General features: G+C 63.7%; 23 protein-coding genes, 1 tRNA gene and 1 pseudogene. 16 read left to right on the plus strand and 9 right to left on the minus strand.

Translation table 11 applies throughout. The features are described 5' to 3' along the window. Positions 1 to 35: 35 nt before the first annotated feature. Positions 36 to 209: a hypothetical protein gene (locus ACLLJI_RS04850; RefSeq protein WP_283561644.1), complete on the minus strand. Its 174-nt coding sequence runs from the start codon at positions 207 to 209 to the stop codon at positions 36 to 38. Positions 210 to 519: 310 nt separating this feature from the next. Here ACLLJI_RS04850 and ACLLJI_RS04855 point away from each other — a divergent pair, with 310 nt between their 5' ends. Next, positions 520 to 2,691 (plus strand): DUF222 domain-containing protein, encoded by a 2,172-nt coding sequence (locus ACLLJI_RS04855; protein ID WP_434618574.1) that lies wholly within the window; start codon positions 520 to 522, stop codon positions 2,689 to 2,691. 299 nt (positions 2,692 to 2,990) lie between these two features. Here the strand turns inward: ACLLJI_RS04855 and ACLLJI_RS04860 are convergent, their stop codons facing one another. Continuing rightward, complete coding sequence (locus ACLLJI_RS04860) at positions 2,991 to 4,211, minus strand: multidrug effflux MFS transporter (protein WP_434618577.1); 1,221 nt, start codon at positions 4,209 to 4,211, stop codon at positions 2,991 to 2,993. 141 nt (positions 4,212 to 4,352) lie between these two features. Between ACLLJI_RS04860 and ACLLJI_RS04865 the strand changes: the two genes are divergently transcribed. From ACLLJI_RS04865 to ACLLJI_RS04885, 5 genes are all read left to right on the plus strand, one after another. Further along, positions 4,353 to 5,771: a sugar porter family MFS transporter gene (locus ACLLJI_RS04865; protein WP_283561885.1), complete on the plus strand. Its 1,419-nt coding sequence runs from the start codon at positions 4,353 to 4,355 to the stop codon at positions 5,769 to 5,771. Positions 5,772 to 5,963: 192 nt separating this feature from the next. Beyond that, positions 5,964 to 6,815 (plus strand): phage holin family protein, encoded by an 852-nt coding sequence (locus tag ACLLJI_RS04870; protein WP_434618581.1) that lies wholly within the window; start codon positions 5,964 to 5,966, stop codon positions 6,813 to 6,815. Positions 6,816 to 6,901: 86 nt separating this feature from the next. Continuing rightward, positions 6,902 to 7,582 carry a CDP-alcohol phosphatidyltransferase family protein gene (locus tag ACLLJI_RS04875; RefSeq protein ID WP_283561883.1) on the plus strand — a complete coding sequence of 227 codons (681 nt, stop codon included), beginning with the start codon at positions 6,902 to 6,904 and terminating at the stop codon, positions 7,580 to 7,582. Next, the gene (locus ACLLJI_RS04880; protein WP_283561882.1) at positions 7,579 to 8,502 is read left to right on the plus strand and encodes a DMT family transporter; all 924 of its coding nucleotides are present in this window, start codon (positions 7,579 to 7,581) and stop codon (positions 8,500 to 8,502) included. The genes ACLLJI_RS04875 and ACLLJI_RS04880 overlap by 4 nt, the downstream gene beginning before the upstream one ends. A 204-nt stretch (positions 8,503 to 8,706) precedes the next feature. Next, a complete protein-coding gene (locus ACLLJI_RS04885; protein WP_434621230.1) occupies positions 8,707 to 9,876 on the plus strand; it encodes a glycosyltransferase in 1,170 nt (389 codons plus the stop codon). Between the two features lie 253 nt (positions 9,877 to 10,129). Here ACLLJI_RS04885 and ACLLJI_RS04890 read toward each other — a convergent pair whose 3' ends face one another. After that, entirely contained in the window at positions 10,130 to 11,533 is a 1,404-nt protein-coding gene (locus tag ACLLJI_RS04890) for an IS1182 family transposase (RefSeq protein ID WP_434621093.1), read from the minus strand. A 383-nt stretch (positions 11,534 to 11,916) separates the two neighbouring features. On the opposite strand from ACLLJI_RS04890, the gene ACLLJI_RS04895 reads away from it, so the two are divergent. Next, positions 11,917 to 11,990: transfer RNA gene (locus ACLLJI_RS04895), tRNA-Ile, on the plus strand. On the opposite strand, the gene ACLLJI_RS04900 is transcribed toward ACLLJI_RS04895, so the two are convergent. After that, positions 11,950 to 12,546, minus strand: a complete 597-nt coding sequence (locus ACLLJI_RS04900) for a DUF4282 domain-containing protein (protein ID WP_434621233.1) — start codon at positions 12,544 to 12,546, stop codon at positions 11,950 to 11,952. The genes ACLLJI_RS04895 and ACLLJI_RS04900 overlap by 41 nt on opposite strands. A 295-nt stretch (positions 12,547 to 12,841) precedes the next feature. On the opposite strand from ACLLJI_RS04900, the gene ACLLJI_RS04905 reads away from it, so the two are divergent. After that, the gene (locus ACLLJI_RS04905) at positions 12,842 to 14,029 is read left to right on the plus strand and encodes an acyl-CoA dehydrogenase family protein (RefSeq protein ID WP_434618586.1); all 1,188 of its coding nucleotides are present in this window, start codon (positions 12,842 to 12,844) and stop codon (positions 14,027 to 14,029) included. 17 nt (positions 14,030 to 14,046) lie between these two features. Here the strand turns inward: ACLLJI_RS04905 and ACLLJI_RS04910 are convergent, their stop codons facing one another. Beyond that, entirely contained in the window at positions 14,047 to 15,009 is a 963-nt protein-coding gene (locus ACLLJI_RS04910; protein WP_434618589.1) for a M23 family metallopeptidase, read from the minus strand. Between the two features lie 371 nt (positions 15,010 to 15,380). On the opposite strand from ACLLJI_RS04910, the gene rpsB reads away from it, so the two are divergent. The 5 genes from rpsB (at position 15,381) to ACLLJI_RS04935 (ending at position 20,057) form a co-directional block, all read left to right on the plus strand. Further along, entirely contained in the window at positions 15,381 to 16,310 is a 930-nt protein-coding gene (gene rpsB, locus ACLLJI_RS04915; protein WP_434618592.1) for a 30S ribosomal protein S2, read from the plus strand. Between the two features lie 107 nt (positions 16,311 to 16,417). Beyond that, entirely contained in the window at positions 16,418 to 17,254 is an 837-nt protein-coding gene (gene tsf / locus ACLLJI_RS04920; protein WP_434618595.1) for a translation elongation factor Ts, read from the plus strand. Positions 17,255 to 17,372: 118 nt separating this feature from the next. Then, positions 17,373 to 18,158, plus strand: coding sequence for a UMP kinase (gene pyrH, locus ACLLJI_RS04925; RefSeq protein WP_283561876.1), 786 nt, complete (start codon positions 17,373 to 17,375; stop codon positions 18,156 to 18,158). A gap of 142 nt (positions 18,159 to 18,300) precedes the next feature. Further along, the gene (frr, locus tag ACLLJI_RS04930) at positions 18,301 to 18,858 is read left to right on the plus strand and encodes a ribosome recycling factor (RefSeq protein ID WP_283561875.1); all 558 of its coding nucleotides are present in this window, start codon (positions 18,301 to 18,303) and stop codon (positions 18,856 to 18,858) included. Between the two features lie 293 nt (positions 18,859 to 19,151). Further along, positions 19,152 to 20,057 carry a phosphatidate cytidylyltransferase gene (locus tag ACLLJI_RS04935; RefSeq protein WP_434621236.1) on the plus strand — a complete coding sequence of 302 codons (906 nt, stop codon included), beginning with the start codon at positions 19,152 to 19,154 and terminating at the stop codon, positions 20,055 to 20,057. A 36-nt stretch (positions 20,058 to 20,093) separates the two neighbouring features. Here the strand turns inward: ACLLJI_RS04935 and ACLLJI_RS04940 are convergent, their stop codons facing one another. After that, positions 20,094 to 20,216 carry a hypothetical protein gene (locus ACLLJI_RS04940; protein ID WP_434618599.1) on the minus strand — a complete coding sequence of 41 codons (123 nt, stop codon included), beginning with the start codon at positions 20,214 to 20,216 and terminating at the stop codon, positions 20,094 to 20,096. A 9-nt stretch (positions 20,217 to 20,225) separates the two neighbouring features. On the opposite strand from ACLLJI_RS04940, the gene ACLLJI_RS04945 reads away from it, so the two are divergent. The 3 genes and pseudogenes from ACLLJI_RS04945 to ACLLJI_RS04955 form a co-directional block, all read left to right on the plus strand. Then, entirely contained in the window at positions 20,226 to 20,807 is a 582-nt protein-coding gene (locus tag ACLLJI_RS04945; protein ID WP_434618602.1) for a DivIVA domain-containing protein, read from the plus strand. Then, the gene (locus ACLLJI_RS04950; RefSeq protein WP_283561873.1) at positions 20,807 to 21,025 is read left to right on the plus strand and encodes a hypothetical protein; all 219 of its coding nucleotides are present in this window, start codon (positions 20,807 to 20,809) and stop codon (positions 21,023 to 21,025) included. Before ACLLJI_RS04945 ends, ACLLJI_RS04950 begins: the two co-directional genes overlap by 1 nt. Then, positions 21,004 to 21,646: pseudogene (locus ACLLJI_RS04955) on the plus strand (solute symporter family protein); the annotation flags it as partial. The gene ACLLJI_RS04950 and the pseudogene ACLLJI_RS04955, both read left to right, overlap by 22 nt. A 382-nt stretch (positions 21,647 to 22,028) precedes the next feature. Here ACLLJI_RS04955 and ACLLJI_RS04960 read toward each other — a convergent pair. The 3 genes from ACLLJI_RS04960 to ACLLJI_RS04970 all read right to left on the minus strand — a co-directional run bounded on the left by ACLLJI_RS04960 (position 22,029) and on the right by ACLLJI_RS04970 (position 23,870). Next, positions 22,029 to 22,814: a hypothetical protein gene (locus tag ACLLJI_RS04960; protein WP_434618606.1), complete on the minus strand. Its 786-nt coding sequence runs from the start codon at positions 22,812 to 22,814 to the stop codon at positions 22,029 to 22,031. Positions 22,815 to 22,817: 3 nt separating this feature from the next. Next, entirely contained in the window at positions 22,818 to 23,240 is a 423-nt protein-coding gene (locus ACLLJI_RS04965) for a DUF4383 domain-containing protein (protein WP_434618609.1), read from the minus strand. Between the two features lie 153 nt (positions 23,241 to 23,393). Continuing rightward, a complete protein-coding gene (locus ACLLJI_RS04970; protein ID WP_283561870.1) occupies positions 23,394 to 23,870 on the minus strand; it encodes an Lrp/AsnC family transcriptional regulator in 477 nt (158 codons plus the stop codon). Between the last annotated feature and the right edge of the window lie 104 nt (positions 23,871 to 23,974).

Genomic DNA, 23,974 nt, shown 5'->3' on the forward strand with positions numbered 1-23,974 from the left:
TATCCCGGCGCGGCTGCTTAGAACAGGGGACCGCCCTATTTGCGCCCGGGATTGATCCGGTACATTGCCGCGCCCAGAACTACGGCACCGATCAGCGCGGGAATCAGCCTATTTCCGAAATAGCCGCCCAAAATGAGGCCTAGCACGGCGCCAAGCAGGATGCCGACGAACAGGCCGCGGCCGTTTCGGGACGGAGCCGAATTGGTCATGACGACAGCTTACCAATCAAGGACGACGGCGATGCTGCCGCGGCTGGCGGAGCGATCAGCTGTGGCAGAGGCCCCCATGAAACCCCCAGACGCCACCACTTCCCTGCTAGCACGTACCCTGCCGACACAGTCGATAGGGGGACCACCAAGCCAGAGGCCCTTTGAGGGCCGAGAGAGGGTCGGGGCAACGCTGGCAGCCGGGATAACCGACGGGCATCCCTGAAAGATGAAGCATCTGCAGGAGGGAAATTTAGAATATATCTTCGATCTAACTATGGTAATCTTTTGCTGTTGCGAATATACTAGTAGTATGGCCGGCGGACAGAGTTTCGAATCGCTCCTCGAGGAATACCTCGGGAGGCCCGAACACGCCCGCCGCGGCCTCGTCCAAGGCACTCTGACTGCGGGGTCCGCGGTCCCTTTTCTCCCGGAACTGATCTGGGGCCCGAGCCGTCCGGTCACCGACGAGGACCTCCGGCACTCCCTGGTGAACAGCGCCGCCCTGAACATCCCCGCCGCGGATAACCCCGCGGCGGATAACCCCGCGGCGGATAACCCCGCGGCGGATAACCCCGCGGCGGATAACCGAGTTGTCAATGACGGTGCGATCGACGACCCGGCCGCCGACGTGCCGGACCCCGACGTGCAGCCCACGGACCTGCAACCACTTACGGACACTGACCTGCCGGCCGCCGGCCTGCCGGACCCCGACGTGCAGCCCACGGACCTGCAACCACTTACCGACACTGACCTGCCGGCCGCTGGCCTGCGGGACACCGACGTGCCGGACCCGGGCCTGCAACCCGCGGACCTGCAGCCACCGGCGGACAGTGGCCTGCCGGACCCCGGCCTGCCGGACCCGGGCCTGCAGCCGGCGGACGTGGAACCGGCGGATGTACAGCCACCGGTGCTGCCAGAGAGTGATCTGGCGTCCCCGGATGTGCGCCCCGCTGACCTGCAGGTTGAGTCCGTCTGCCGGGCCCTGTTGGCGGGCCTGGTCCGCGAAGAGGACCCCGACAGGCTGGACCCGCTGCGGACCGCCGAGGCTCTGCTGCTCACCGACCCCGCCGGCGGTGATGCCGACCAGAAGCTCGACTACGCCGCCGCAGCCGGGAAAATGGTGTCCTGGGCCCAGGCCATCCAGACCCGGGCCGTCGCCGCGTTCGCCGCAGAACGGCCCCCGCTGCCGGCCGAAACACCACGGCGCTTCACCGTGCCGGCCCGGTCCGAATGGATCAGCGAACGCTCCCGGTACGCGGCAGCGGAAATCGGTGCCGCCCTGCACATCGGCCGCTACAGCGCCCAGCGCCTCCTGGACAACAGCGACTACCTCACCAGCATGCTCCCTGCCACCCTCGCCCAGCACGAGCAGGGCCTCCTGGACCGGGCCCGCGTCCACGCCGTCCTCTCCGGACTCGGCACCACCCCGGCCGAACTCTGGGGCCCGGTCGAAGACGCGATCACCGCCCTCGCACCCTCCCTGACACCCAAAGCCCTGGAACGGCATGCCCGCGAAACGGCGGAGAAACTCGACCCCGAACCCCTCGCCGCCCGGCACGAACGCGCCCGCACCCACCGCGACGTCTGGTTCTTCGCCCAACCCGACGGAATGGCCGAAATCGGTGCACTCCTCCCCGCCGTGGACGCCCGGCGCTTCTACGAAACCATCGACGCCTGGGCCCACCACGCCCAACACGAAGGCGAACCCTCCACCGGCACCACCCCCGGCGGGAAACCCTCCCGCGCGATCAACGAATACCGCGCCGACGTCATGGTCGACCTCTTCAACAACGCCCTGGACCCCGACCACACCGACCCCGACGACACCGGCACCAGCGACGACACCGACACCAGCGACACCGACCCCGACGACACCGACACCAGCGACTGCACCGACGATACCGACACCGGGAACGCCGGGAAGACCGCCCGTGGCCGCCGGGGCCGGAAGGCCCCCCGCTACGCACCCGCCCAGATCGCCGTCACCGTCCCCGTCCTGACCCTGATGGGACTGGACGAACGCCCCGGCAACCTCAACGGCTACGGCCCCATCCCCGCCGACCAGGCCCGCGAACTCGCCGGCCAGGCAACCTCCTGGCTCAGGATCCTCACCCACCCCGAAAACGGCACCATCCTCTCCATCGGCCGGACAGCCTACGAACCCGCGGCAGACCTGCGCCGCTGGATCATCAACCGGGACAAAACCTGCCGCGGCATCGGCTGCGACAAACCCGCAAGACTCTGCGACATCGACCACACCATCCCCTACCACCGGCAGACCTACGCCCCCGACGGCACACCCCTGCCCCTGGGCGAAACCAGCGACACCAACCTCGGCCCCCTATGCACAGCCGATCACCACCTCAAAGACGACCCCGGCACCGGCTGGACCGTCACCCAACCAACCCCCGGCGTCTTCATCCACACCTCACCCACCGGACGCGTCTACCCCAACAACCCCGAACCACCACCACCCTTCTGACCTGAAGGTGGAGCTGTACGTTCTGAATCGGCCGGAGCGGCTAGCGCGAGGCAGCGCGGACGTGGGCGCCAATCAAAACGGAACACCGGTTTTCGGTGGAGTAGTACCTGACGCAGCGGAATATGGCCCGTTCGGCTTCTTGATGCTCCCGGTGTCGTCCTCGAATGGCCAATGCGGTCCCGGATCGGGGCGCGTATTGATCAACGGCTGGCAGCTGGGTCCGGGTTCCCTCACGACTGTCCTGGAGCCGTCAGGTCCATCAGTGTGGGTCGGCCGTCAGGCCCATCGGTGAGGTTCATCTATAGGGGAGGTACGGTCCGCGGTCTAATGACAATCCATAGGGACAGCACCAACAGCGCGATGCAGGCCGCCATAACTGCCCCCATTGGGGTTGCGCTGCCCACGCCGACCAGTCCGACCAGAGGGGAGACGAGTCCGGCGAAGCCGAAGGTGGAAGCGCCCAGCAGCGACGCTGCAGTGCCGGCTTGGGCGCCGTGTTTGGAGAGTCCCAGGACCTGGATGCAGGGGAAGGCAAAGCCCGTGGCCATGATGTAGAACCACAGCGGCAGCATGACGCCCCACAGGCCCAGCTGCAGCTGATCGAAGATGACAATCAGGGCAGCCATCAGCAGTTGGACCGCGCTGGCGGCGGCGATGACCCATTGCGGTCCGAGCCGACGCAGCAAACGCGCGGAGACCTGCACACCGGTAACGATGCCTAACGAGTTAATTCCGAAGAGGAGTCCGTACTCCTGCGGGGAAAATTTGTAGACCGTCTGGAAGAGGAATGGAGATGCGGAAAGGTAGGTGAACAGGCCCGCGAAATTCAGTCCGCCGACCAGCAGCGTGCCCACGAAGATCCGGTCGGCGAAAAGGATGCGGTAGCGCTGCCGCATCGTGGCACCGGAGCGGCGCCGTTGTTGAGCCGGCAGTGTTTCGACGATGAAGAAGGAGGCCGCGAGCAGCACAATAAATCCGTATGCGGTCAGGAACCAAAAAATGCCCGGCCACGCCACGAGGCCCAGGAGCTGGGAACCGATCACCGGCGCCAGTATGGGAGCCATACCGTTCACCAGGGCAAGCCGTGACAGCATGCGGACCAACGGGTAGCCGCTGAACAGGTCCCGGACCATCGCCATCGCGACGACACCGCCGCCAGCCGCTCCGACGCCCTGAAGCACGCGGAAAACCCCCAGCATAGTGATGTCCGTGGACAACGCAGCCCCCACTGATGCAAGCACATGAACAGCAGTGGCCAGGATGAGTGGCATCCGGCGCCCGAACTTGTCGCTGAAGGGACCGACCACCAGCTGGCCTAGTGCAAATCCCAGGGTGGTCGCTGTCAGTGTGAGCTGGATAGCCGCGGCGCTGGCATTGAGGTCATGTTCGAGAATCGGGAATGCCGGCAGGTAGAGATCCACGGTGAACGGACCCAGCGCCGTGAGCATGCCAAGAATCAGAACGTAGACCAGTTTTTGCCGGCGGGAGAGAGCGTCCCCCGGATGGACGTGCGAGCTCAAGAATCTTCCTCTGATGGTTACGAGCCGTGGCGTGCCCCACGTCAGTCAGTATGCTGGTAGTTTCAGTGGACATCCGGCGGAATTCCCGACAGCAGAAGGCCAAGTCTTTATCCTAAAGCCTGGACCAGCAGAGGAGAGAGCATGAGTTCCGAACAGCACGGCGCAACACCAAAACGGGGAAAGATTATCGGTGTGACCATAGCGGCGGCTCTGGGCGGGCTGTTGTTCGGGTTCGACACGGCGGTGATTAACGGTGCCAACGAGGCCATCCGGGCGGAATTTGCCTTGGACCCCGCGGTGCTAGGTTTTGTCGTGGCGGTTACGCTACTCGGGTGTGCCGCCGGTGCCTGGTTCGCGGGCCAGTTGGCGGATCTCTGGGGCCGCAAAAAAGTGATGGTGCTGGCCGCGGTCCTCTTCATTGCCAGCTCGCTTGGCGCAGGCCTCTCCTTCGCCGCCTGGGATCTGATGATCTGGCGTTTCATCGGCGGTCTGGCAATCGGAACCGCGTCAGTGATTGCCCCGGCATATATTGCTGAAGTGGCGCCGGCGCGAATGCGTGGGGCGCTGGGATCCTTGCAGCAGCTCGCCATCACCTCGGGTATTTTTCTGGCACTGCTCTCGGATGCCTTTCTGGCCGATTCTGCCGGTGGCGCCTTGGGCCAGTTCTGGCTGGGTCTGTCGGCCTGGCGCTGGATGCTGCTGGTGGGCGTTCTGCCGGCAGCGGTTTATGGCGCACTGTCCCTCGGCATTCCCGAATCCCCGCAATATCTGATCCGTGTCGGCAGAGTCGATGAGGCACGCAAAGTCATCGCCAGCGTGGTTGGCTCCCGGGATCCCGATGCCCGCATTGAGGAAATCCGCGACAGTTTTGAGCGCGAGGAAAAAACCAGCTTCCGGGAACTGCGCGGACCAAAACTGGGACTGCAACCGGTCCTGTGGGTCGGCATGGCGGTTGCGGCGCTGCAGCAACTGGTTGGCATCAATGCGATCTTCTACTACTCGAACACCTTGTGGCAATCGGTCGGTTTCAGCGAAAAGGACTCATTTACGACGTCGGTCATTACCGCGGTTATTAACGTCGCCTTGACCTTTGTGGCCATCTTTTTCGTAGATAAGGTGGGCCGCACCAGGCTCCTGCTGGCCGGTTCCGCCGGTATGTTCCTCGGCCTTCTCGCGGCGGCCGTGTCATTCTCGCAGGCCACCGGCAGCGGAAACAATGTCTCCCTTCCCGCACCTTGGGGCGCGGTCGCCTTGGTCGGTGCCAACATTTTCGTGATCTTTTTCGCGGCTACGTGGGGACCGGTGATGTGGGTGGTTCTGGGCGAGATCTTCCCGAACCGCATCCGGACCCTGGCCCTTGGGCTGACCGCGATGGTCAACTGGATCTTCAACTTCGTCGTCACCTTGTTGTTCCCGATCCTCAGCGCCGCCGTCGGACTGGGCTTTGTGTACGGCGGCTTTGCCGTCTTCGCCGCGTTGTCCTTCTGGTTCGTGAAGACCAAGATGCCCGAGGTCACTGGTCGGGAGCTTGAGGATAAGAACAAACTCCTCAAGGCATGATGGGCGGCCAAACGGGTTCGTCCGCGGGCCGGTCGGCAGCCGCGTGGTGGCTGCCCTCGGCGCCGTCCGGCAGCGGCTCGGCGAGGCCCAGCTCGATGGTAATTTTGAGACGTAAGAGTGCCGGGGAGCTCGGCGCATCGCGCGCGTGCGGTCCGTATGCGTTCGCAGGTTCCAATGATGGAGGCGGTTCCGATGAGTAGTGCTCGACACGCTAAGGCCGGCCCCCTGGAGGTCCACTCCGCGGGCAGCGGGTCCACCTTGATGGGCGCGCTCAAGATGGCGTCCCGGCTGGTGCCCAAGCAGCTGAACGATGAGATTTCCCTGGCGAAGGCGGAGCTCAAACGCAAAGGCATAGCTCTGGGCATCGCTTCCGCATTCTTCGCCGTGGCCCTGATCTTCCTGGCGCTTCTGGTGGTGGCGCTTGTTGTGGCGGCCATTATGGGGCTGGCCACGATCATGCCGGCTTGGCTGGCTGCCTTGCTGGTCGGCGCGTTCTTCTTGATAGTCCTCCTGATCGCCGGTCTGATCGGCGCGCTCAGGCTCAAGAAGGCGTTGCCTCTGAAGCCGGAGCAGGCCATCACCGGTCTCCGCTACGACGTCGGAGTTGTCAAAGAAGGCGCTAAGTTCAATACTTCCACCTTGGTGGCAAAGCCGCTGACCAAGGCCGAGGCCAAGGCCAAGAAGGCCGAGAAGACTGCGAAGTCCAAGCGCGCCAAGGCGGAGAAGGAAGCAAAGGCAGCCTTGAACGGCCCCGCCCCGACCGAACACGAGCTTAGCCAGCGGACGGCGGCGCGGCGCGAGCATCTGCTCGGGCTGCGGGCAACGATCATGGCCCATGCGGATGTCCGGAAGGACGCCCGGACGTTGATTCACAAAGCCAAGATTACGGCCGACGACGCCGCCAGGGATGCGCGCCGCGGGCTCGCCGATCTGTCCGGGTCGGCAGCCGCCCAGACGGCCAGGGACCGCTGGGTTCCGGTCGGCGTCTTCTTGGTGTCCGTAACGATCCTGCTGATATTCCTGCGAAAATTGATCCGGAAGTAATGACGGTCCGCTGCCGGATGCGAAGCACTCGCCACGTAAGAGGATAACGGCAGCGGAATGAGCGTGAGACGGAGGAGGGTGACGGCGTGAGACTGATCGGAGCGGGAACCCGGCGCGGTGAAACCCTGACGGATCATGAGGTGATCCTCACCGTCCCCAATGTGCTCACGGTGCTGCGTTTTCTCGGTGTGCCACTTTTCATGTGGCTCGTCCTCGCCGAACAGCAGTACGGCTTCGGCGTGTTGGTGCTGGCCATCATGGGCGGCACCGATTGGGTGGATGGCTATGTGGCACGCCGTTTTGATCAGATGTCCCGGCTGGGGAGAGTGCTTGATCCCATCGCCGACCGGCTGGCGCTGACCGCCGTGGCAATCACCCTGGTGATCGCCGGCCTCGCCCCTTGGTGGCTGCTGGCCGCACTGGTGGTTCCGGACGCCGTCCTGCTGACCATGTGCATCGTGTTCTTCCGCTGGCATCCGGATCTGCCGGTCAGCATCCTGGGAAAAGTCCGGATCGCCGCGCTTCTGCTGGGCACTCCGCTGCTCCTGCTGGCGAAGGCGGTGGGCTCGGAGCCGAATGCGCTCCAGATTCTCGCCTGGATCTTCCTGACGATAGGAATAGTGGGTCACCTGATCGCGGCCAACAGCTACTTTTGGGCTATTTTGCGCAAACACCGCCAGCTCCGCAGCGCGGGACGGATACCCGATGGTTCGCTGCCGAACGAACCACTGTCCCCTGGCCCCCGGGCCGGAGACGGTGCCCCGTGATGTGGCTCGCTGTGACCTGCGCCGTAGCCGGCGCGTTTTTTCTGGCCTTCGGCGCCCAGCGCCAGGGCAGTGCAGTTCAGGCCAACACCGGCGGTCTGGCTCTGGGCGGGAACGGATTTCTTCGACTGCTGCGCAATCCGCGCTGGGTGCTGGGACTGCTGCTGTTGACCGCCGGCATGGCTCTTAACGTGGTGGCTCTGACCCTGGGAACCCTGACCGTGATTCAGCCGATCGGGGCGATTGCCCTTGTCATCACAACGATCGTCAATGCCAAGGATCAGAACATCAGGCTCAACCGTGCCACCGTCGTAACGATCTCGTTATGCGTCACGGGAAGTGCACTGTTCGTGCTGCTCGCCGTCAATGTGGTGCGCGAAAACACGCATGTCACGGTGGCGGAGGAGCTGACGGTCGTCCTGCTGCTGGCCGTCGTCGTCGGGCTTCTGGGCACCTGCATGGTGCTCTTCAAGCACCGGCTGAAGGCATTTTTCTACATCCTCGGGGCGGGGGCCCTGTTCGGTTTCGTCGCGGTGCTGACCAGGATCATTTCAAAGCAGCTCTTCGATCCGAACGGTCTTTTTCTGCTGAACGTGCAGTGGTATTCCATTATTGCCATTGCCGCCGCCGGCGGGCTGGGCTCCTGGTTCGTGCAAAGCGCCTATGCCAGCGGACCGCCTGATCTGGTGATTGCCGGACTGACGGTGATCGACCCCATTGTGGGTATCGCGATTGGCATCACCATTCTGGGCGAGCTCCGCCCCGACGTGCCCGCAGTGATTGCCATTGGCATGGCCGGAGCCGCATTGCTTGCTATCGTGGGAGTTGTAGCGCTGTCCCGACACCATCCCGATGTGGTCAAACAGAGAGACGCATCCCGAAAGGACCATAAAAAGGGCTCGAAAAAAACCGCGAAGCGGTAGCCCGGTGTGGGGGAGTCCAGTCGTCAGCGTCAAAACACGTCGGCCGGGAATCCCGGCGCGCGCGGACCCGGTGGGAACCGGGCGCGTGAGAAGCCACCAGGAGTAATTTCAGTGACATCCGTACAGAGCACCGAACCGCACCACCGGGCCGCGGCCCAGCACGCACCGGAGGCCCGCACGGAACCCGAAGTTCAGCCGAAGCGCCTGACCGTCCTGATCGCTGCAGACACCTACGCTCCCCAGGTCAACGGCGCGGCAATGTTCACCTACCGTCTGGCCAAGGGGATGACCGCGCGCAGCCACGACGTCCACGTCCTCGCGTGCCGCGCGGACAAGGGGAAAAGCTTCACCGAGTTCCGCGGGGAGGCTTCGGTGCACCGGCTCCGTGCCCATTCGGTGCCGACGCATGAGTATTTCCGCGTCTGCCTGCCCTGGGAAATCAAGAAGGACATCAGCCTGCTTTTTGACCGGATCGAACCGGACGTGGTGCACGTCCAGAGCCACTATATGATCGGCGAGCAGGTTGTGTACGAGGCCCAGCGCCGCGGTATCCGGATCATCGCGACGAATCATTTCATGCCGGAAAACCTGAATCCTTTCCTGCCGTTTCCGCAGTGGCTCAAGAACATTATCGGGCGCGTGTCATGGAAGGACATGGGCAAGGTCATGGGCCGGGCGGACGTGATCACTACTCCCACGCCGCTGGCCGCTAAGGCCATGCACCGGCACGCGTTCCTGCCACGGGTGCTCCCGCTCTCCAACGGAATCGATTCGGCAGTCTATGAGCTCCAGCCCGGCGAGGACATTGAACGGCACCAACATCCCACGGTGCTCTTTGCCGGGCGTTTGGCGGAAGAAAAGCACGTTGACGTCCTGCTTGACGCGGTTGCCAAGACGCCGGCAGAACTCAACGTCCACGTGGAAATTGTCGGCGGTGGGGAGGTCAAAGCCGCGCTCAAGGCTCAGGCGCAACGCCTGGGGCTGAAGGACCGCGTCAAGTTTTTCGGTCTCGCCAGCGATGCGGACCTGCGCAAGGCGTACATTCAAGCGGATCTCTTTTGCATGCCGGGCACCGCAGAGCTGCAGTCACTGGTCACACTGGAGGCCATGAGCGCCTCCACCCCCGTGGTTTTGGCCAATGCCATGGCACTGCCGCACCTGGTGCGGGAGGGCAGCAACGGATACCTGTTCACACCTGGGGACAGCAGCGACCTGGCGCAGAAAATCGCCACCATTCTGCAGCTTCCCGCAGAAGACCGCGCGGCCATGGGTGAGGCCAGCCACGAGATGGTGGAAAAGCATGGCCTGGCCAAGACGCTGGACACCTTCGAAGACCTGTACCGCGGCGGCCGGTACGAGGACTATGCGGTCTAGGGTCTGGGGTCTGGGGTCTGGGGTCTGGGGTCTGGGGTCTGGCGTTTGGGGTTTGGGGTTTGGGGTCTGGCGTCTAGGTGCATGGGTCGGTAGTGGTTTTAGCCGTTTGATGTTCGGCGGCGTGGCAGCCGATGAATCCTGATGCCGGTAATAATTTCCTTTGAAGGAGGCGCCCCCGCCCCGAGGGATCGTTCAGCGAGGTGTGAAGAGCCGCCGTTGGCGTCCCGGGGCTGCCCCGTTGCCGGCCCCCGTTCTACATCCGCGCCAGGGAGGCCGCCCGGGTGCGGTGGCTGAAGAGCTTCATTAGGTTGTGGCACCCTGCCAGCAACTCCCACTCACGCGCTGCCTTCTCCATGCCGCGCAGGAGCACGTTTTTGCCCTGCCGGGTCTTGATCTGGCCGAAGACCGGTTCAACGATCGCTTTGCGCCGGGCATAAATTTTCTTGCCCTTCTTGGTTTTGAGTTTCCGTCCCATCCGTTCTGCCAGGCTCGCGTTGGCCGGGATCCTGCCCCGGGGCGACTCGGGAATCGGCGTACCGTGTTTCATGCGTCGGGTGGAGATGAAGAACTCGGTTGAATGAGCCGTTTCAACGTCTTTGACGTGCTCGAGGTTGGCTGCCGAGCAATACCCGGCGTCGGCACTCCACGTCGTGGGCATTGCACCTACAGAGACAGCCGTGTGTTCGATCATGGGGGCCAGCTGCTGCACATCCACGGCCACGTTGTTCAATCTGGTGGCAACAATTACCTGGTGGTCAGCATCCACGACGGCCTGGCCGTTGTAGCAGTAATGGTATGAACCATCCGCGGTTTTCATGATCCGCGCGTCCGGGTCCGTGAAGTTCCGTTGCGCCGTGGGCTTCGGCTCGGCCTTCGCAGCGGCAGTGTCGCCGGCAGCGGTGATGTCCTCGTCATCATCGCCGCGGGACCGGGCCTTCTCTTCCGCGAGCTGGCGGGCCTTGGCAGCGGCTTCTTCCTCCAGTGAGGCACGGGCCGTGGCCATCGCCGCGGCCCGGGCCCGCCTGTTCGCCAGCTCCGCGGGGAGTTCGTCCCCGCGAGTGCCCGGCCCGAAGCGGGCGTCCTCGGCCGCGTCGACGGTCTTCGCCTCTTCCATCAGGTCGCTGATCTCATCGGCCAGGACCTTCTGCTTCGCGCTCAACCGGGCATAGCTCATGGCCTTGTGCCGGGACGCGTTGGCCCGCACCTTCGTCCCGTCCAGGGCCACCCTGCCCAGGGAGACCATACCCGCGGCCCGGCACAGTTCCAGGGCCTGGAGGAACACGTTCGCCAGGGCCGCGAGGTGGCGTTCGCGGAAACGGGCGATCGAGCGGAAATCAGGGGCCTGCTGCGCGGCCAGCCACCGGAACGCGACCACATCCGTACATGCCCGCTCCAACTCCCGCGAGGAGCGGACCCCGACACAATATCCGTACAGGACGATGCGCAGCATCAGGCGCGGATCATACGGCGGCTGGCCCTTGGCCTTCGCATAGGACTTGTAGAAGCGGGCCAGGTCCAGCTCCGTGTCCACCATTTCGGCAATGAACCGGGCCAGATGGTTTTGCGGCAGCCACTCATCCAGTGACGGCGGGACCAGCATCACCGCCTCGGGTTCAAACCCCCGGAACCGCTTCCTGGCCCCGCCGTTGGCATCCATCGGCTCATCAACGGCCGGAGGCACGAGGGGCCCCACGAGCGACTCGGCGAACAAACCATCCTGGGAACCGGCATCCATACCCCAATTCTCCCAGCCCCACATCCGGCAGCCCGGCTAATCCGCCGGCGTTTTAAATAATTCGCCGGCGTTTTAAAACTAGGACGGACTACTGACCCACGCACCTAGGGTCTGGCGTCTAGGGCTGGATTCTGGAATCCGGGGTTTGAATTCTGGGATCTGTGGCCGGGAGCTCGGTCCGAAACCACAAGACGCTGCAGCCGATCGGCAATTCCTGCTTCACTGACGGCCCGACGGGTAAATGCGCGGAAGCTGGCTTCAGACCTATTAGGATGGCTAGGACGGCCGTTTCGGTGCGTGCGCATGGGGCTATAGCTCAGCTGGTTAGAGCGCGGGACTCATAATCCTAAGGTCCTCGGTTCAAGTCCGAGTAGCCCTACAGACAAGATTGAAGGTCCGGCAAGATGAAGGTGCGGTCCCTGCGGGGGCCGGACCTTCATCTGTTCAGTCGTTGCCGGGCCGGCCTTTAGCGCGTCGGCGGGGTGGCGGGATGGCCCGGGTAGGGCCGGGTAGGGCTGGGCCGGACCCTGGCCATAGGGCGGCGGATAGACGCCTTCCTCCGGTGGCAGATTTCCGCCAGCGAGCCGCACCAGCACGGCGGTGTTCTGCGCCGTTTTGATGCTGGCCAACAGGGATTCCAACCCGATGCGGACGAAGACGAGGTACAACAATCCGACTATCGGTCCGAGAATCAGCAGGACGAATACCCCTAAAAGTCCATTCTGGTTGAACGCCGCGATGACGAAGATCATATAGCTTAGGCCAATTCCGACCATCGCAAGAATGTAGACGATTTTTGCGACCGTCGGTGCGATGTACCTGTCGAAGCTCAGGTCAAAAAGACTCTTCATTAGATTCCCCAATAATGATAGGTGCGTCAAGGACCAGCGGGACCCCTGTAACTGCCATCCAGCGCAAATAACGCTTACTGCCATCCGGCAAATACTTTCCACAGCATACTGTGCAGCGGCTCACGGTCAGAATGTGAACTTTCGGAGGAACCGTGGAGATAAATCCGCGGCTGTGAATCGCCGCGCGGCTGGCCAAAAGTCCCGGCGTAGCTGGCCAGGGGACAGAGGGTGGGCCTCAGATCTTTCGTCGTCCGCTGCAGCCCCGTTGGAAGTCTTTGCCGCCGGAGGATAACTGCGGTATGTTACTCATGAGTAACTAATCCGGATCCTGTTTCGGGCAACCTCTCAGATCAGCAGGATCACGAGCGAAGGAACGCCGATGTCCAAGGCCATTGACCTCAATAATCTCCCTTACGCCGATGGCGATTTCTATTCTTTTGAACACCTCCTAAGCGATGCGGAACGTGCGCGGCTACAGGAGGTCCGGGATTTTCTGACCAAGGAGGTCCGGCCGATTGCTGTCGATTGCTGGAACCGCGCCGATTTCCCGATGGAGATTATCCCGAAGCTGGCGGAGCTGGACGTGGTCAGCCCGGTCCGTCGCCAGGGATATTCCAACGTTTTTGCCGGGATGGTGCATGCAGAGTTCACGCGGGCGGATGCCTCCATCGCCACGTTCATGGGTGTCCATGATGGTCTGTTTACTGGTTCCGTTGAGGAGCTGGCGTCCGAGGAGCAGAAGGCTGCTTGGCTGCCGGATATCTACTCTCTGAAGAAGATCGGTGCCTTCGGGCTGACCGAGCCGCTGGGGGGTTCGGATGTTGCCGGCGGAACCCGGACGACCGCCCAGCGTGACGGTGACAACTGGATTCTGAATGGCGCCAAGCGGTGGATCGGCAATGCCACTTTCTCCGACTGGGTGTTGATCTTCGCCCGGGACGTGGCCGATAACCAGGTGAAGGGCTTCCTGCTGGACACCAGGACCGAGGGCTATGCCGCGACGAAGATTGAAAACAAGATTTCGCTGCGCACCGTGCAGAACGCGGATATCACGCTGACCAATGTGGTGGTTCCAGATGAGTTCAAACTGGCCGGGGCCAACAGCTTCCGCGATACCAACAAGGTGCTGAAGGTGACGCGTCTTGGCGTGGCCTGGCAGGCCGTGGGGCAGCAGCTTGCTGCCTTCGATGTGGCTCGCCGGTACGCGGTGGAGCGTCAGCAGTTTGGCCGCCCGCTAGCGTCCTTCCAGCTGGTACAGGATCAGCTGGTACAGATCCTGGGCAACGCGGTCAGCTCGATGGGCATGATGGTCCGGCTGGCGCAGCTTGAGGACGAGGGCGTGGCCAAGGACGAGCAGTCGACGCTGGCCAAGGCCTTCACGACGGCGCGGATGCGCGAGAGCGTCGCTTTGGGCCGCAGCATTCTGGGCGGCAATGGCATCGTCACGGACTATGAAATGGCAAAGATCTTTGCCGACGCCGAGGCGATTTACTCCTACGAGGGCACCCACGAAGTCAATACCCTGGTGACCGGCCGGGCCATCACGGGAATCTCCGCGATCGTCTGAGGCGCCAGAACGGCACCCTACGATGCATCAAGCGGAAGCAGGATTGATGGCCTCCGGTCGGTGACGAACTGCAGCGGGTCAATATAGTCGGCGCCGCGGCGCACACCCCAGTGCAGACAGTCCGCGGGTGCGCAGTGCCGACTGGCCGCGACCGTGCCGATAGCCTCGTCCGCCGCGACGGCAGTGCCGGCGCTTAGCCCGGACTCCACCGGTTCAAAGCTGCTCCGGAGTCCGTCCGGGTGGGTGATCGTCAGGACGGGGCGGTCGACTACCCAGCCGGCGAAGGTAACGATGCCGCCGGCCGGGGCAACGACGATGGAACCCGGAGGCGCCGCAAGATCAACCCCGCGGTGCCCGGACAGCCACGGCTGTGCCGGCGGGTCAAAGGAGCGGATGACCGCCGGGCGCGGCGTCAGCGGCCACTTCCAGCCAGCTTTTACGGCGGCAGTTCTGCGCGATCCGGTGCGGGCGGGGAGCTCAAGTGCCCCTGTCCCGGCGGCGGTGGGGATCGGAAGTGTCCCTGTCCCGGCGGCGTAGGAGATCGGAAGTTTCCCTGTCCCGGCGGCGTTGGCAGACCGAAATGCCCCGGCCAAGGCGGGGGGCTGAAATGCCCCGGTGGCGGGGTGATGAAGTGCTCCGGTGCGGGTGGCGGACTGAAACGCTCCGGTAGGGGGATGAAATTGGAATGCTGTGGGGACCGGAGGCTGGAATCCTTTGTTGGAAGGAAAACGAAACTTCTCGGACGGACCCTCAGCGAGGTCCGCCGGGACAGCAGCGAGCGGCACTGTTGCGGTTTCTTGGGATACGGAGGACTCCGCGGACACCGAGAGTCCCATCGGGCTGTTCAGGCCCACGGTGCTGTGCGGGCTGGCGGGGGCAGCGGCGCAGCCGCTCACAGACAGGAGGAAGGTTAGTTGCAGCGAAAGGGTGCCCAGCACCAGCAGACGCGGTCCGGCAGGTCGCCGTCGTCGTTGTTTCATGCGTCCAGCCTGTCGCCGGAATGGGTGCCGAACTAGCCCCAGCGGTCGGAAGGGGACCGAGATGCTCGAATCTCGCCCTGTGCAGGAGTAGTGTTCCGGGCGCGGCCCGGGAGAGCGTCCCGGCTGTAGTACGATAAAAGGAGCAGTTTGCTGTGTGCAGACTGACTACGCGTGCCCAAACCGCTAGGTCCCGTCAGTGACTGATATTGGTCTCTGATGCATGGAACAAGCGGATTACGCCTCTTTCGGTCCGAGGATGAGTGAAAACGAATCTCGGTTATGAGGTGTTCTGGGCGCCAGGAGCAAGCCCCAGCAGAATTGTCTGCCGGGGTACGAGGCTAATAACCGTCAAATATAGAAGGAGCGCCGGCATGCCCGTCGTAACCATGCGCCAGCTGCTTGACAGCGGCGTCCACTTTGGACATCAGACCCGTCGTTGGAACCCGAAGATGAAGCGTTTCATCTTCACGGAGCGCAACGGCATCTACATCATCGATCTGCAGCAGTCGCTGTCCTACATCGACCGTGCCTATGAGTTTGTGAAGGCCACGGTTGCACACGGCGGCACCGTTCTGTTCGTGGGTACCAAGAAGCAGGCGCAGGAAGCCATTGCCGATCAGGCCACCAGGGTTGGCCAGCCGTACGTGAACCAGCGCTGGTTGGGCGGTATGCTCACCAACTTCCAGACCGTCGCCAAGCGTATCCAGCGCATGAAGGAACTCGAAGAGATCGACTTCGACGACGTCGCTTCCTCCGGCCACACCAAGAAGGAGCTGCTGCTCCTGCGCCGCGAGCTGACCAAGCTGCAGACCAACCTCGGCGGTATCCGCAACCTGACGAAGGCCCCCTCCGTCGTCTGGATTGTCGACACGAAGAAGGAACACCTCGCCATTGACGAGGCCAAGAAGCTGAACATCCCGGTTGTCGCCATCCTGGACACCAACTGCGATCCGGACGAGGTCGACTTCCCGATTCCGGGTAACGACGACGCTATCCGCTCTGTCAATCTACTGACCCGCGTGGTGGCCGACGCTATTGCTGAAGGCCTGATGGCGCGCAACAACAAGGCATCGGGCAACACCGAAGCGCCGGCAGAGCCGATGGCCGAGTGGGAGCGCGAGCTGCTCGTCGGCGCCGAAGGCGAAGCCAAGGCGGCAGTTGTTGAAGAGACCGTTGCTGCAGAGGCGGCACCTGAGGCCGAAAAGGCAGCCGAGGCCCCGGCCGCGGAAGCACCGGCAGCTGAGGCCCCGGCAGCTGAAGCCGCCGACGTCATCTCCGAAGACAAGACCGAAGACAAGTAACTCCTAAGTGCTGCCGGGATGCCTTCTGGTATTCCGGCAGTGCTGTGCCCGCCCCGTGCGGGTCCCTCAACAATTGGCAAAAGACCGACAAGAAACAGGAGTGCACTATGGCGAATTACACCGCCGCTGATATCAAGGCTCTGCGTGAGCGCACTGGCGCTGGCATGATGGACGTCAAGAAGGCGCTCGACGAAGCCAACGGCGACGCCGAGAAGGCGATGGAGCTCATCCGCATCAAGGGTCTCAAGGGTGCCACCAAGCGTGAAGGCCGTTCCACCGCTGAGGGTCTTGTGGCCGCTGCGGTCGACGGCGGCGTTGGCGTCATGGTTGAAATTAACTGTGAAACCGACTTCGTGGCCAAGGCCGGCCCGTTCATTGAGTTCTCCAAGAAGGTACTTGCCGCCGCCGTTGACTCCGGTGCCTCAGACATTGATGCCCTGCTGGCCCACAACGTGGACGGCAAGCCGCTCTCGGAGCTGGTCATCGAGGCCGGCGCGCTGCTGGGCGAAAAGGTCGCTGTCCGCCGCGTTGCCCGGGTTGAGGGCAAGACGGTTGATGCATACCTGCACAAGACCTCCAAGGACCTCCCGGCCCAGGTCGGCGTGCTGTTCGCTGTTGATGGTCAAGGGGACTCCGTCCAGGAGGCCGCTCACGACATCGCGGTGCACATCGCCGCCTACTCGCCCACCTATCTGACCCGCGACGAGGTTCCGGCGGATCTGGTCGAAAGCGAGCGCCGGATTGCGGACGAGACTGCCCGCGCTGAGGGCAAGCCCGAAGCGGCCATGAGCAAGATCGTTGAAGGCCGCCTCACGGGCTTCTTCAAGGAGAGTGTTCTGGTCGATCAGGCATTTGCCAAGGACGCCAAGAAGAGCGTCGCACAGGTCCTCGAAGAAGCAGGCGTCAAGGCCACGGCCTTCGCACGCTTCCGTGTTGGTGCGTAACGCAGCGGTACAACGGGGAACCGGTAATGCTTGAGGGGGCGGTCACTGCGGTGGCCGCCCCCTTGGCATGCCACCGACTATCATCAGATACACGGCAACCGCGCCAACGGAAGGCGATATGAGCATCGACAATCTAATCAGCACGGATGGCATTGCTACTGTCCCGGCAGAGGCGCTGCAGCCCTGCGAGGAGCACGGCCAGCCGCGCCGCCGGGTGCTGCTCAAGCTCTCCGGCGAGGTCTTCGGCGGCGGCAAGCTCGGCGTGGACCCAGACACCGTCAGGGGCATTGCCGAGCAGATCGCCAGCACCAACGGCACCGTCGAGGTGGCCATCGTCGTCGGCGGCGGAAACTTTTTCCGCGGTGCCGAACTGGCGCAAAGCGGAATGGACCGTTCCCGCGCGGACTACATGGGCATGCTTGGAACGGTGATGAACTGCCTGGCGCTGCAGGATTTCCTGGAGCAGGCCGGCGTCGAGACACGAGTGCAGAGCGCCATCAGCATGGGTCAGGTGGCCGAGGCTTACATTCCGCGCCGTGCCATCCGGCACCTGGAGAAGGGCCGCGTCGTCATCTTTGGCGCCGGTGCCGGCCTGCCGTATTTTTCCACGGACACCGTCGCTGCCCAGCGGGCGCTGGAGGTCCATGCCGATGTGGTGCTGATGGCGAAAAACGGAGTCGACGGCGTCTACACGGCGGATCCGAAGAAGGACCCGACGGCGCACAAGCTGGATAAACTCACCTACGACGAGGCGATGCAGCGTGATATCCGGGTTATGGACCAGACGGCGCTCAGCCTGTGCAAGGACAACAACGTGACCATGCTCGTCTTCGGCATGGAGGGTGAAGGCAACGTTGCCCGCGCCATTCTGGGCGAAGAGCTGGGAACATTAGTCACACCCTGACCAGGGCCTAGCGTCTGGCACCCGACCGGTGTGCCTCCACGCTAGGATGAAGTCAGGATATCAGCGGGTGGGGCAGCGGGGCCGGGAAATCAGCGGTCGCGTCCTACGCGTAATAGGGGCACCAATTTCCGAGGGAGAGATCGTGATCGAAGAAACCTTGCTAGAGGCCGAAGAAAAGATGGATAAGGCCGTTGAGGTGGCGAAAGAGGATTTCGCCTCGATCCGCACCGGCCGCGCGAATCCCGGTCTATTTGCCAAGGTCATGGTGGAGTATTACGGCTCACCGACGCCGCTGCAGCAGCTGGCGTCGTTTGCAGTGCCGGAGGCCCGGACGTTGCTGATCACTCCCTTCGACAAGACCTCCCTAAACGATATCGAGCGTGCGCTGAGCAATTCCGAGGTCGGAGCGAACCCGTCCAATGACGGCAATGTTATCCGCATTGTCATGCCGGAGCTGACGCAGGAACGACGCCGGGAGTATGTCAAAATCGTTCGGGGCAAGGGCGAGGACGCGAAGGTGTCGATCCGCAACATCCGCCGTAAGGCGAAGGAAGGGCTGGACCGGATCGTCAAGGATGGCGACGCGGGCGAGGACGAGGGCTCACGGGCTGAAAAAGAGCTGGACGGCCTGACGAAGGCGCACACGGACAATATCGACGAACTGCTCAAGCGAAAAGAAGCGGAACTCCTCGAGGTCTAATGAGCGATTTACCGCCCCCGGCGGCTGGCTCCGGCCCGGCCGGATCTCCCGGCCCAGGGGCTGCCGGCCCCGCGCCGAATCATCCCTCCCGCCGCTCACTGCGCGACGGCGGCCGGCCGCGGGGTCAGCAGTCGTCCCGCAGGCAGTCTGCCGCTGTGCCCCCCGTTCCGACTGCTCCCCAGCAGATCCGGCCGCTGCCGCCGGAAGCGTCGGCGCGGCGAGTGCCGAAGACGTTGGCCGGGACCGGGCCACCAGCTCCGTCTCCTGTTGCGGATTCGGCGGACTCCACCGCAATCGTCATACCCGTTCCTGAGGTGGCCGGTAAGTCCGCCGGGCGCACACCGTCGGCCGGGAGGGATCTGCCGGCGGCCATCGGCGTCGGTCTGACCATGCTCGTCGTCGTGCTCGGCGGCATACTGATCTACCCCCTCGCGTTTGTCGTCATCGTGACGGCCTTTGCCGGCTTCGGCATCTGGGAGTTCAGCCGGGCACTGCTCCAGCGCGGGATCGCTGTTCCCATGGTGCCGGTGCTGATCGGAACTGCTGCCATGCCGGCGTCGGCCTATATTTCCGGCGCGGAGGGCCTGCTTTTTGCCTTGGTGGCCAGCACCGCCGCAGTGCTCGTCTGGCGCTGTCTGGATCCGGCCGCAGGAGCGGTTCAAAGTATTTTTGCCGGCGTCTTCGCACTGATGTGGATCCCATTCTTCATCAGTTTCGTCTTTTTGCTGCTGCGCGGCGAAGGAGTGGCGACGACGGGGGTCACCTGGGATCTGTTGGAACCCGGACGGGGGGCGGTACAGGTTGCCCTCATGCTCATGCTGGTGGTTGCCAACGATACCTTCGGTTACCTGGTCGGCGTGTTATTCGGCAAACATCCGATGGCGCCGAAGATCAGCCCGAAAAAATCCTGGGAGGGTTTTGCCGGTTCTGTTGCCGGTGCCATCCTGATAGCCGTGCCGGCCACGATCTTCCTGCTGAACGGGCCCTGGTGGGTCGGGCTGGTTCTCGCCGTCACAATGGTGGCAGCCGCGACGGCCGGTGACCTGGCTGAATCCATGGTCAAGCGCGAGCTGGGCGTCAAGGACATGAGCAGCATACTGCCCGGGCACGGCGGAGTGATGGACCGGCTGGATTCGATCCTCTTCGGGGCGCCGGTGGCATTTATCATCTTCACCGTGCTTGGCCGGTTCGCCGCGTAGCGCAGCAGGATAGCGCAGCGTCGCGGGTTCGGCGCCTTAGGCTACGGAGACTGTGTCCTGGCCGTCCGCCGGGTTGTTCCCGGATAGAATATTGTCCAGCAAGCCGCGCCAGCGGCCCGACCGGAAGCCGCCGGCGAAGACGCCGACCAGCTCCAGCAAGGAACGACTGTGACCGTGGACAAACAACAGCGGACAAACACTCCTTTTGCGCGCGTAGGCCGCAACGAATTCGGTTACAGCATTAAGCAGGTGGACCATTTTCTTACCCGCGCCCACGCCTTCTACACCGCTGAGGACAGCGGGCAGAAGACTGTGACCAGCCACGACGTTCGGACCGTTTCCTTTGATCCCGCCAAAGGGGGCTACCAGGCCCTGGCCGTCGATGCAGCACTGGACCGGCTGGAGGATGTCTTCGCCCAGCGCGAGCGGGATCAGCTGGTGAGCGGCCAGGGTGAGGAAGCCTGGCTGCTGCAGATCGGCAGGATCTCGTCCGTGCTCCGCGCCCGGCTGCACCGCGGCGACGGGGAACGGTTCCGCCGGCCCAAACGCAGGGTGCGAAGCTACTGTGTTGAGGAAGTCGACGGGCTTTGCCGCGAGCTGTTGGCCTACTTCGAAGAGAATAAGCCGATGAGCGTCGACATCGTCCGGCGCGCGGTATTCGCCCCGGCCGTGGGTGCCGAGGGTTATGAGGAAAGCCAAGTGGATGCGTTCCTGGACCGCGTTGTCGAACTGATGGCATCCATCGATTAGTGGCCAGCGGCCTTTCCGCGGCGTGCAGCCTGGTCATGATCCGCGTGAGCGCTCCGGGGCGCCGGTTCCTGGTCCGGAGCGAGACCAAGACCATCACCACAAAGGCCGTCGGCACCGTCCAGGCCGCCGGTTGGGCCAGGAGTTCCTGCGCGAATCCGGTGCTGGCCAGTGATGAGCTGAACAATATTGCGCCCCCGCACCTCTGGTGGCCTTCGTGATCGGCGCCCCGGTGCTGCTGGGCTTCATCTCCGCGGTGGCCTTCGCCAGCATCCTGGCTGTGGTTGCCGGCCTGACCATCACGGCGGCGGCAGCGTCTGCGCACAATATCTACATCTACGCGAAATCTACGCGAACGTCATTGCCAAGGGTAAGGTCAATCCGCAGACGGAGGTCAAGGTGCCGCGCCGCACCGTCGTGGTAATCGGTATTGTCACCATCGGCGGCGGTATTCTGGCCAACGGCCAGAATGTGGCATTCCTCGTGGCGCTGGCCTTCGCAGTCGCTGCAAGCGCCAATCTGCCGACGATCCTGTACTCGTTGTTCTGGAAGCGCTTCACCACCCGGGGCGCGCTGTGGAGCATGTACGGCGGCCTGGCTGTGGCAATCATCCTGATAGCCTTCTCGCCCGTGGTTTCCGGCAACGCCAAGGCCATGATCCCCGGTGCCGACTTTGACTGGTTTCCGCTCGCCAACCCCGGACTCGTCTCGATCCCGGTCGCCTTCCTGCTGGGCTGGCTCGGTACGGTGCTGGACAAGAAGCAGGAAGACCCGCCATGCAGGCGGAAATGGAGGTCCGTTCGCTGACCGGCGTTGGGGCCGAAAAGGCGACCTCGCACTGACCATGGGTGAGCGCTGATCGTGAGGTGAGCGCTACCCATGGAGTGGGCGCTGCTCATGACGTGAGCAGTGATAATAAGGTCAGCGATACCCGGTTGACGAACCCCGGTTGACGAACCGAGTGAAATACAGAGAGACAGAGCAGGGCCCCGCGCCGATGGTGCGGTGTGCTGCTCTGTCTCGGCTGGTGCCGGCCCTTTTTCGTGCCGTCTTTTGTTCGGGCCGGCTTTCGTTCGTGCAAGTCTTCGTCGGGTAGGTTCTCGTCGGTGCCGGTGCTCGTCGGGTAGGTGCTCGTCGGTTCCGGACTTCGTGGTGCGCCTCTCGGTGCGGTGCTTGTCGGTGCGGTGCACTGGTCGGTGCAGGCGCCGTTCAGTGCGGTGCGTTTCAGTGGTGGTGTGCGGCCGGGTCGTGGAGCGTGGGCGCCGTGCCGCCGTGGCCGCCGTGCGGGACCGCGTGCAGTCCAGCCGTCGTGGCGGCGAGCCCTGGCGTGGCAACCGCAGCGACCAGCATCGAGGCGGCAAACATGGCGGCCAGCAGCCGACCCGCAGGCGGGGCAGCCGCCGGAACCGCCGCCGTCGTCCCCTTAACTGAGGATTCAGCAACCATTGACCCCGCGCCTGTTGATCCCGCGACTGTTGACCCACGATCGGTATCCTGCGCGGATTTACCGGTGCGGTGCAGCCAACCGAGGCAGCCGAGCATGGCCAGTTCCAGGATGAAGGCGCACGCGGCACTGAGGTCAAAGCTGCGGTTGGCCATGGGCAGCTGCCATAGGCCGTAAATGATGCCCAGCAGCTGGACCGCCACCGCGATGGGGAGGATTCTGGTGGTCAGGACGGGCCATGCCGCCACCCCGCGGCGCAGGGACCGGATGGCCCACAGGAGCAGGCATACGCCCCAGGCCGCCACGATCACGGCGCCGGCAAGCTCAGCCGGAACGGCCACCGTAGTGACCGGCCCTGTCGTGCCAGGAGCGCCCGTTGGGTTGCCTCCCAGTGCGGCCGCAAGCAGGTTGGAACTGAGTCCGAACGTCAACGCCGCGGCCCCGAAGGCGGCGAATCCCGTGAAGAGGCGCACGGTTTCCGGAAGCAGGGCCGCGGTGGCGGGCACGGACCCGTTGCGGGTCCGGCCCGCCCGGAAACGTACCCGACCGCCGGTGACGGTGGACATCGGTTACGCCGTGCGACCGGCGCCGACGGAACGCCGTGAAACCGTTTTGTCCTGGGAGAGACCGACGCCCAGCAGCAGGACGGCGCTGGCCAGGTGCAGCACATTGTCCGCCCCGTTGAGTGCAATGATGTTCAGCGAGCTGCCGAGCAGGAACAGACCCAAGATGCCGACCAGCAGATACACGGCGCCGACGGTGGTATTGACGGATTTGGCTGCCGGGACCGACTTGAGTCCGGCGATCAGCAGGGCAGCCCCGATGGCCAGGTGGATGATGTTGTGCAGCGGATTGACCGCGAAGACAATGACATTGCTGCCCTCGGTGGCGAAAAAGCCGATGCCGGCGGTGACGAAGAATCCGAGGATGCCGACCAGAAGGTAGACGGCACCGAAGATCGTTGCAATCAGCCTGTTGGGTGAAGTGCGCATGATAAAAGCCTTCCGTAGCGCGGGGGCGCCGCAGTGCGGTTCCCGGGGTGTCCACAGTTCCGGGCGGAACGTGCAGCCTTAGTTCGCGGCACGGAAGGTAAAGGATGGGCGGATGCCGAAGAAATCTCCGGGCGGACCCTGCCGGGCGGAAAGTTACCCGCCGGTCCGGGGTCCGCGCTGTAGCAGGGGGTCGAGCCGGAACGGGATCAGCTCGCCCATGGCCAGCGAAGTGTCCGTGCGTTCGACGCCGTCGGAGGCCTGGATCTTGCCGTTGATCCGGAAGAGGTCCTCGGCATCGGTGCAGACCACACGGACCAGGAGATCGGCCGCACCGGTGAGCCCGAAGGCCTCGAGGACCTCGGGGATCTGGGCCAATGCCTGGGTGATGGCGCCGAGCTTCTGCTGCTGGACATGGATCGAGATGAAGGCCAGCAGCGGGTAGCCGAGCGCGGCCGGGTTGATCCGCCGTTCGAAGGACAGAAAGACGTTCCTGGTTTCCAGCGCCGCCATCCTGGCCTGCACCGTATTGCGGGACAGCCCAAGCGTTTGCGCCAGTGCCACCACGGTGCGGCGGGGATCTTCGGCCAGCGCCATCAGGAGCCGCGTGTCGGTGCCGTCCAAGGGTTGCATAGTGCGCAACGTTAGCACGGTGAAAGGTTGCAAAATAGTGCATTCTGCTCAATTTTGCTCCTCCCGGTTGTGCCACCCTGCTCCTGTGAGTAGGGTCACAAGAC

This window comes from Arthrobacter sp. A5 (genome assembly GCF_051131705.1).
Lineage (GTDB): Bacteria > Actinomycetota > Actinomycetes > Actinomycetales > Micrococcaceae > Arthrobacter_M.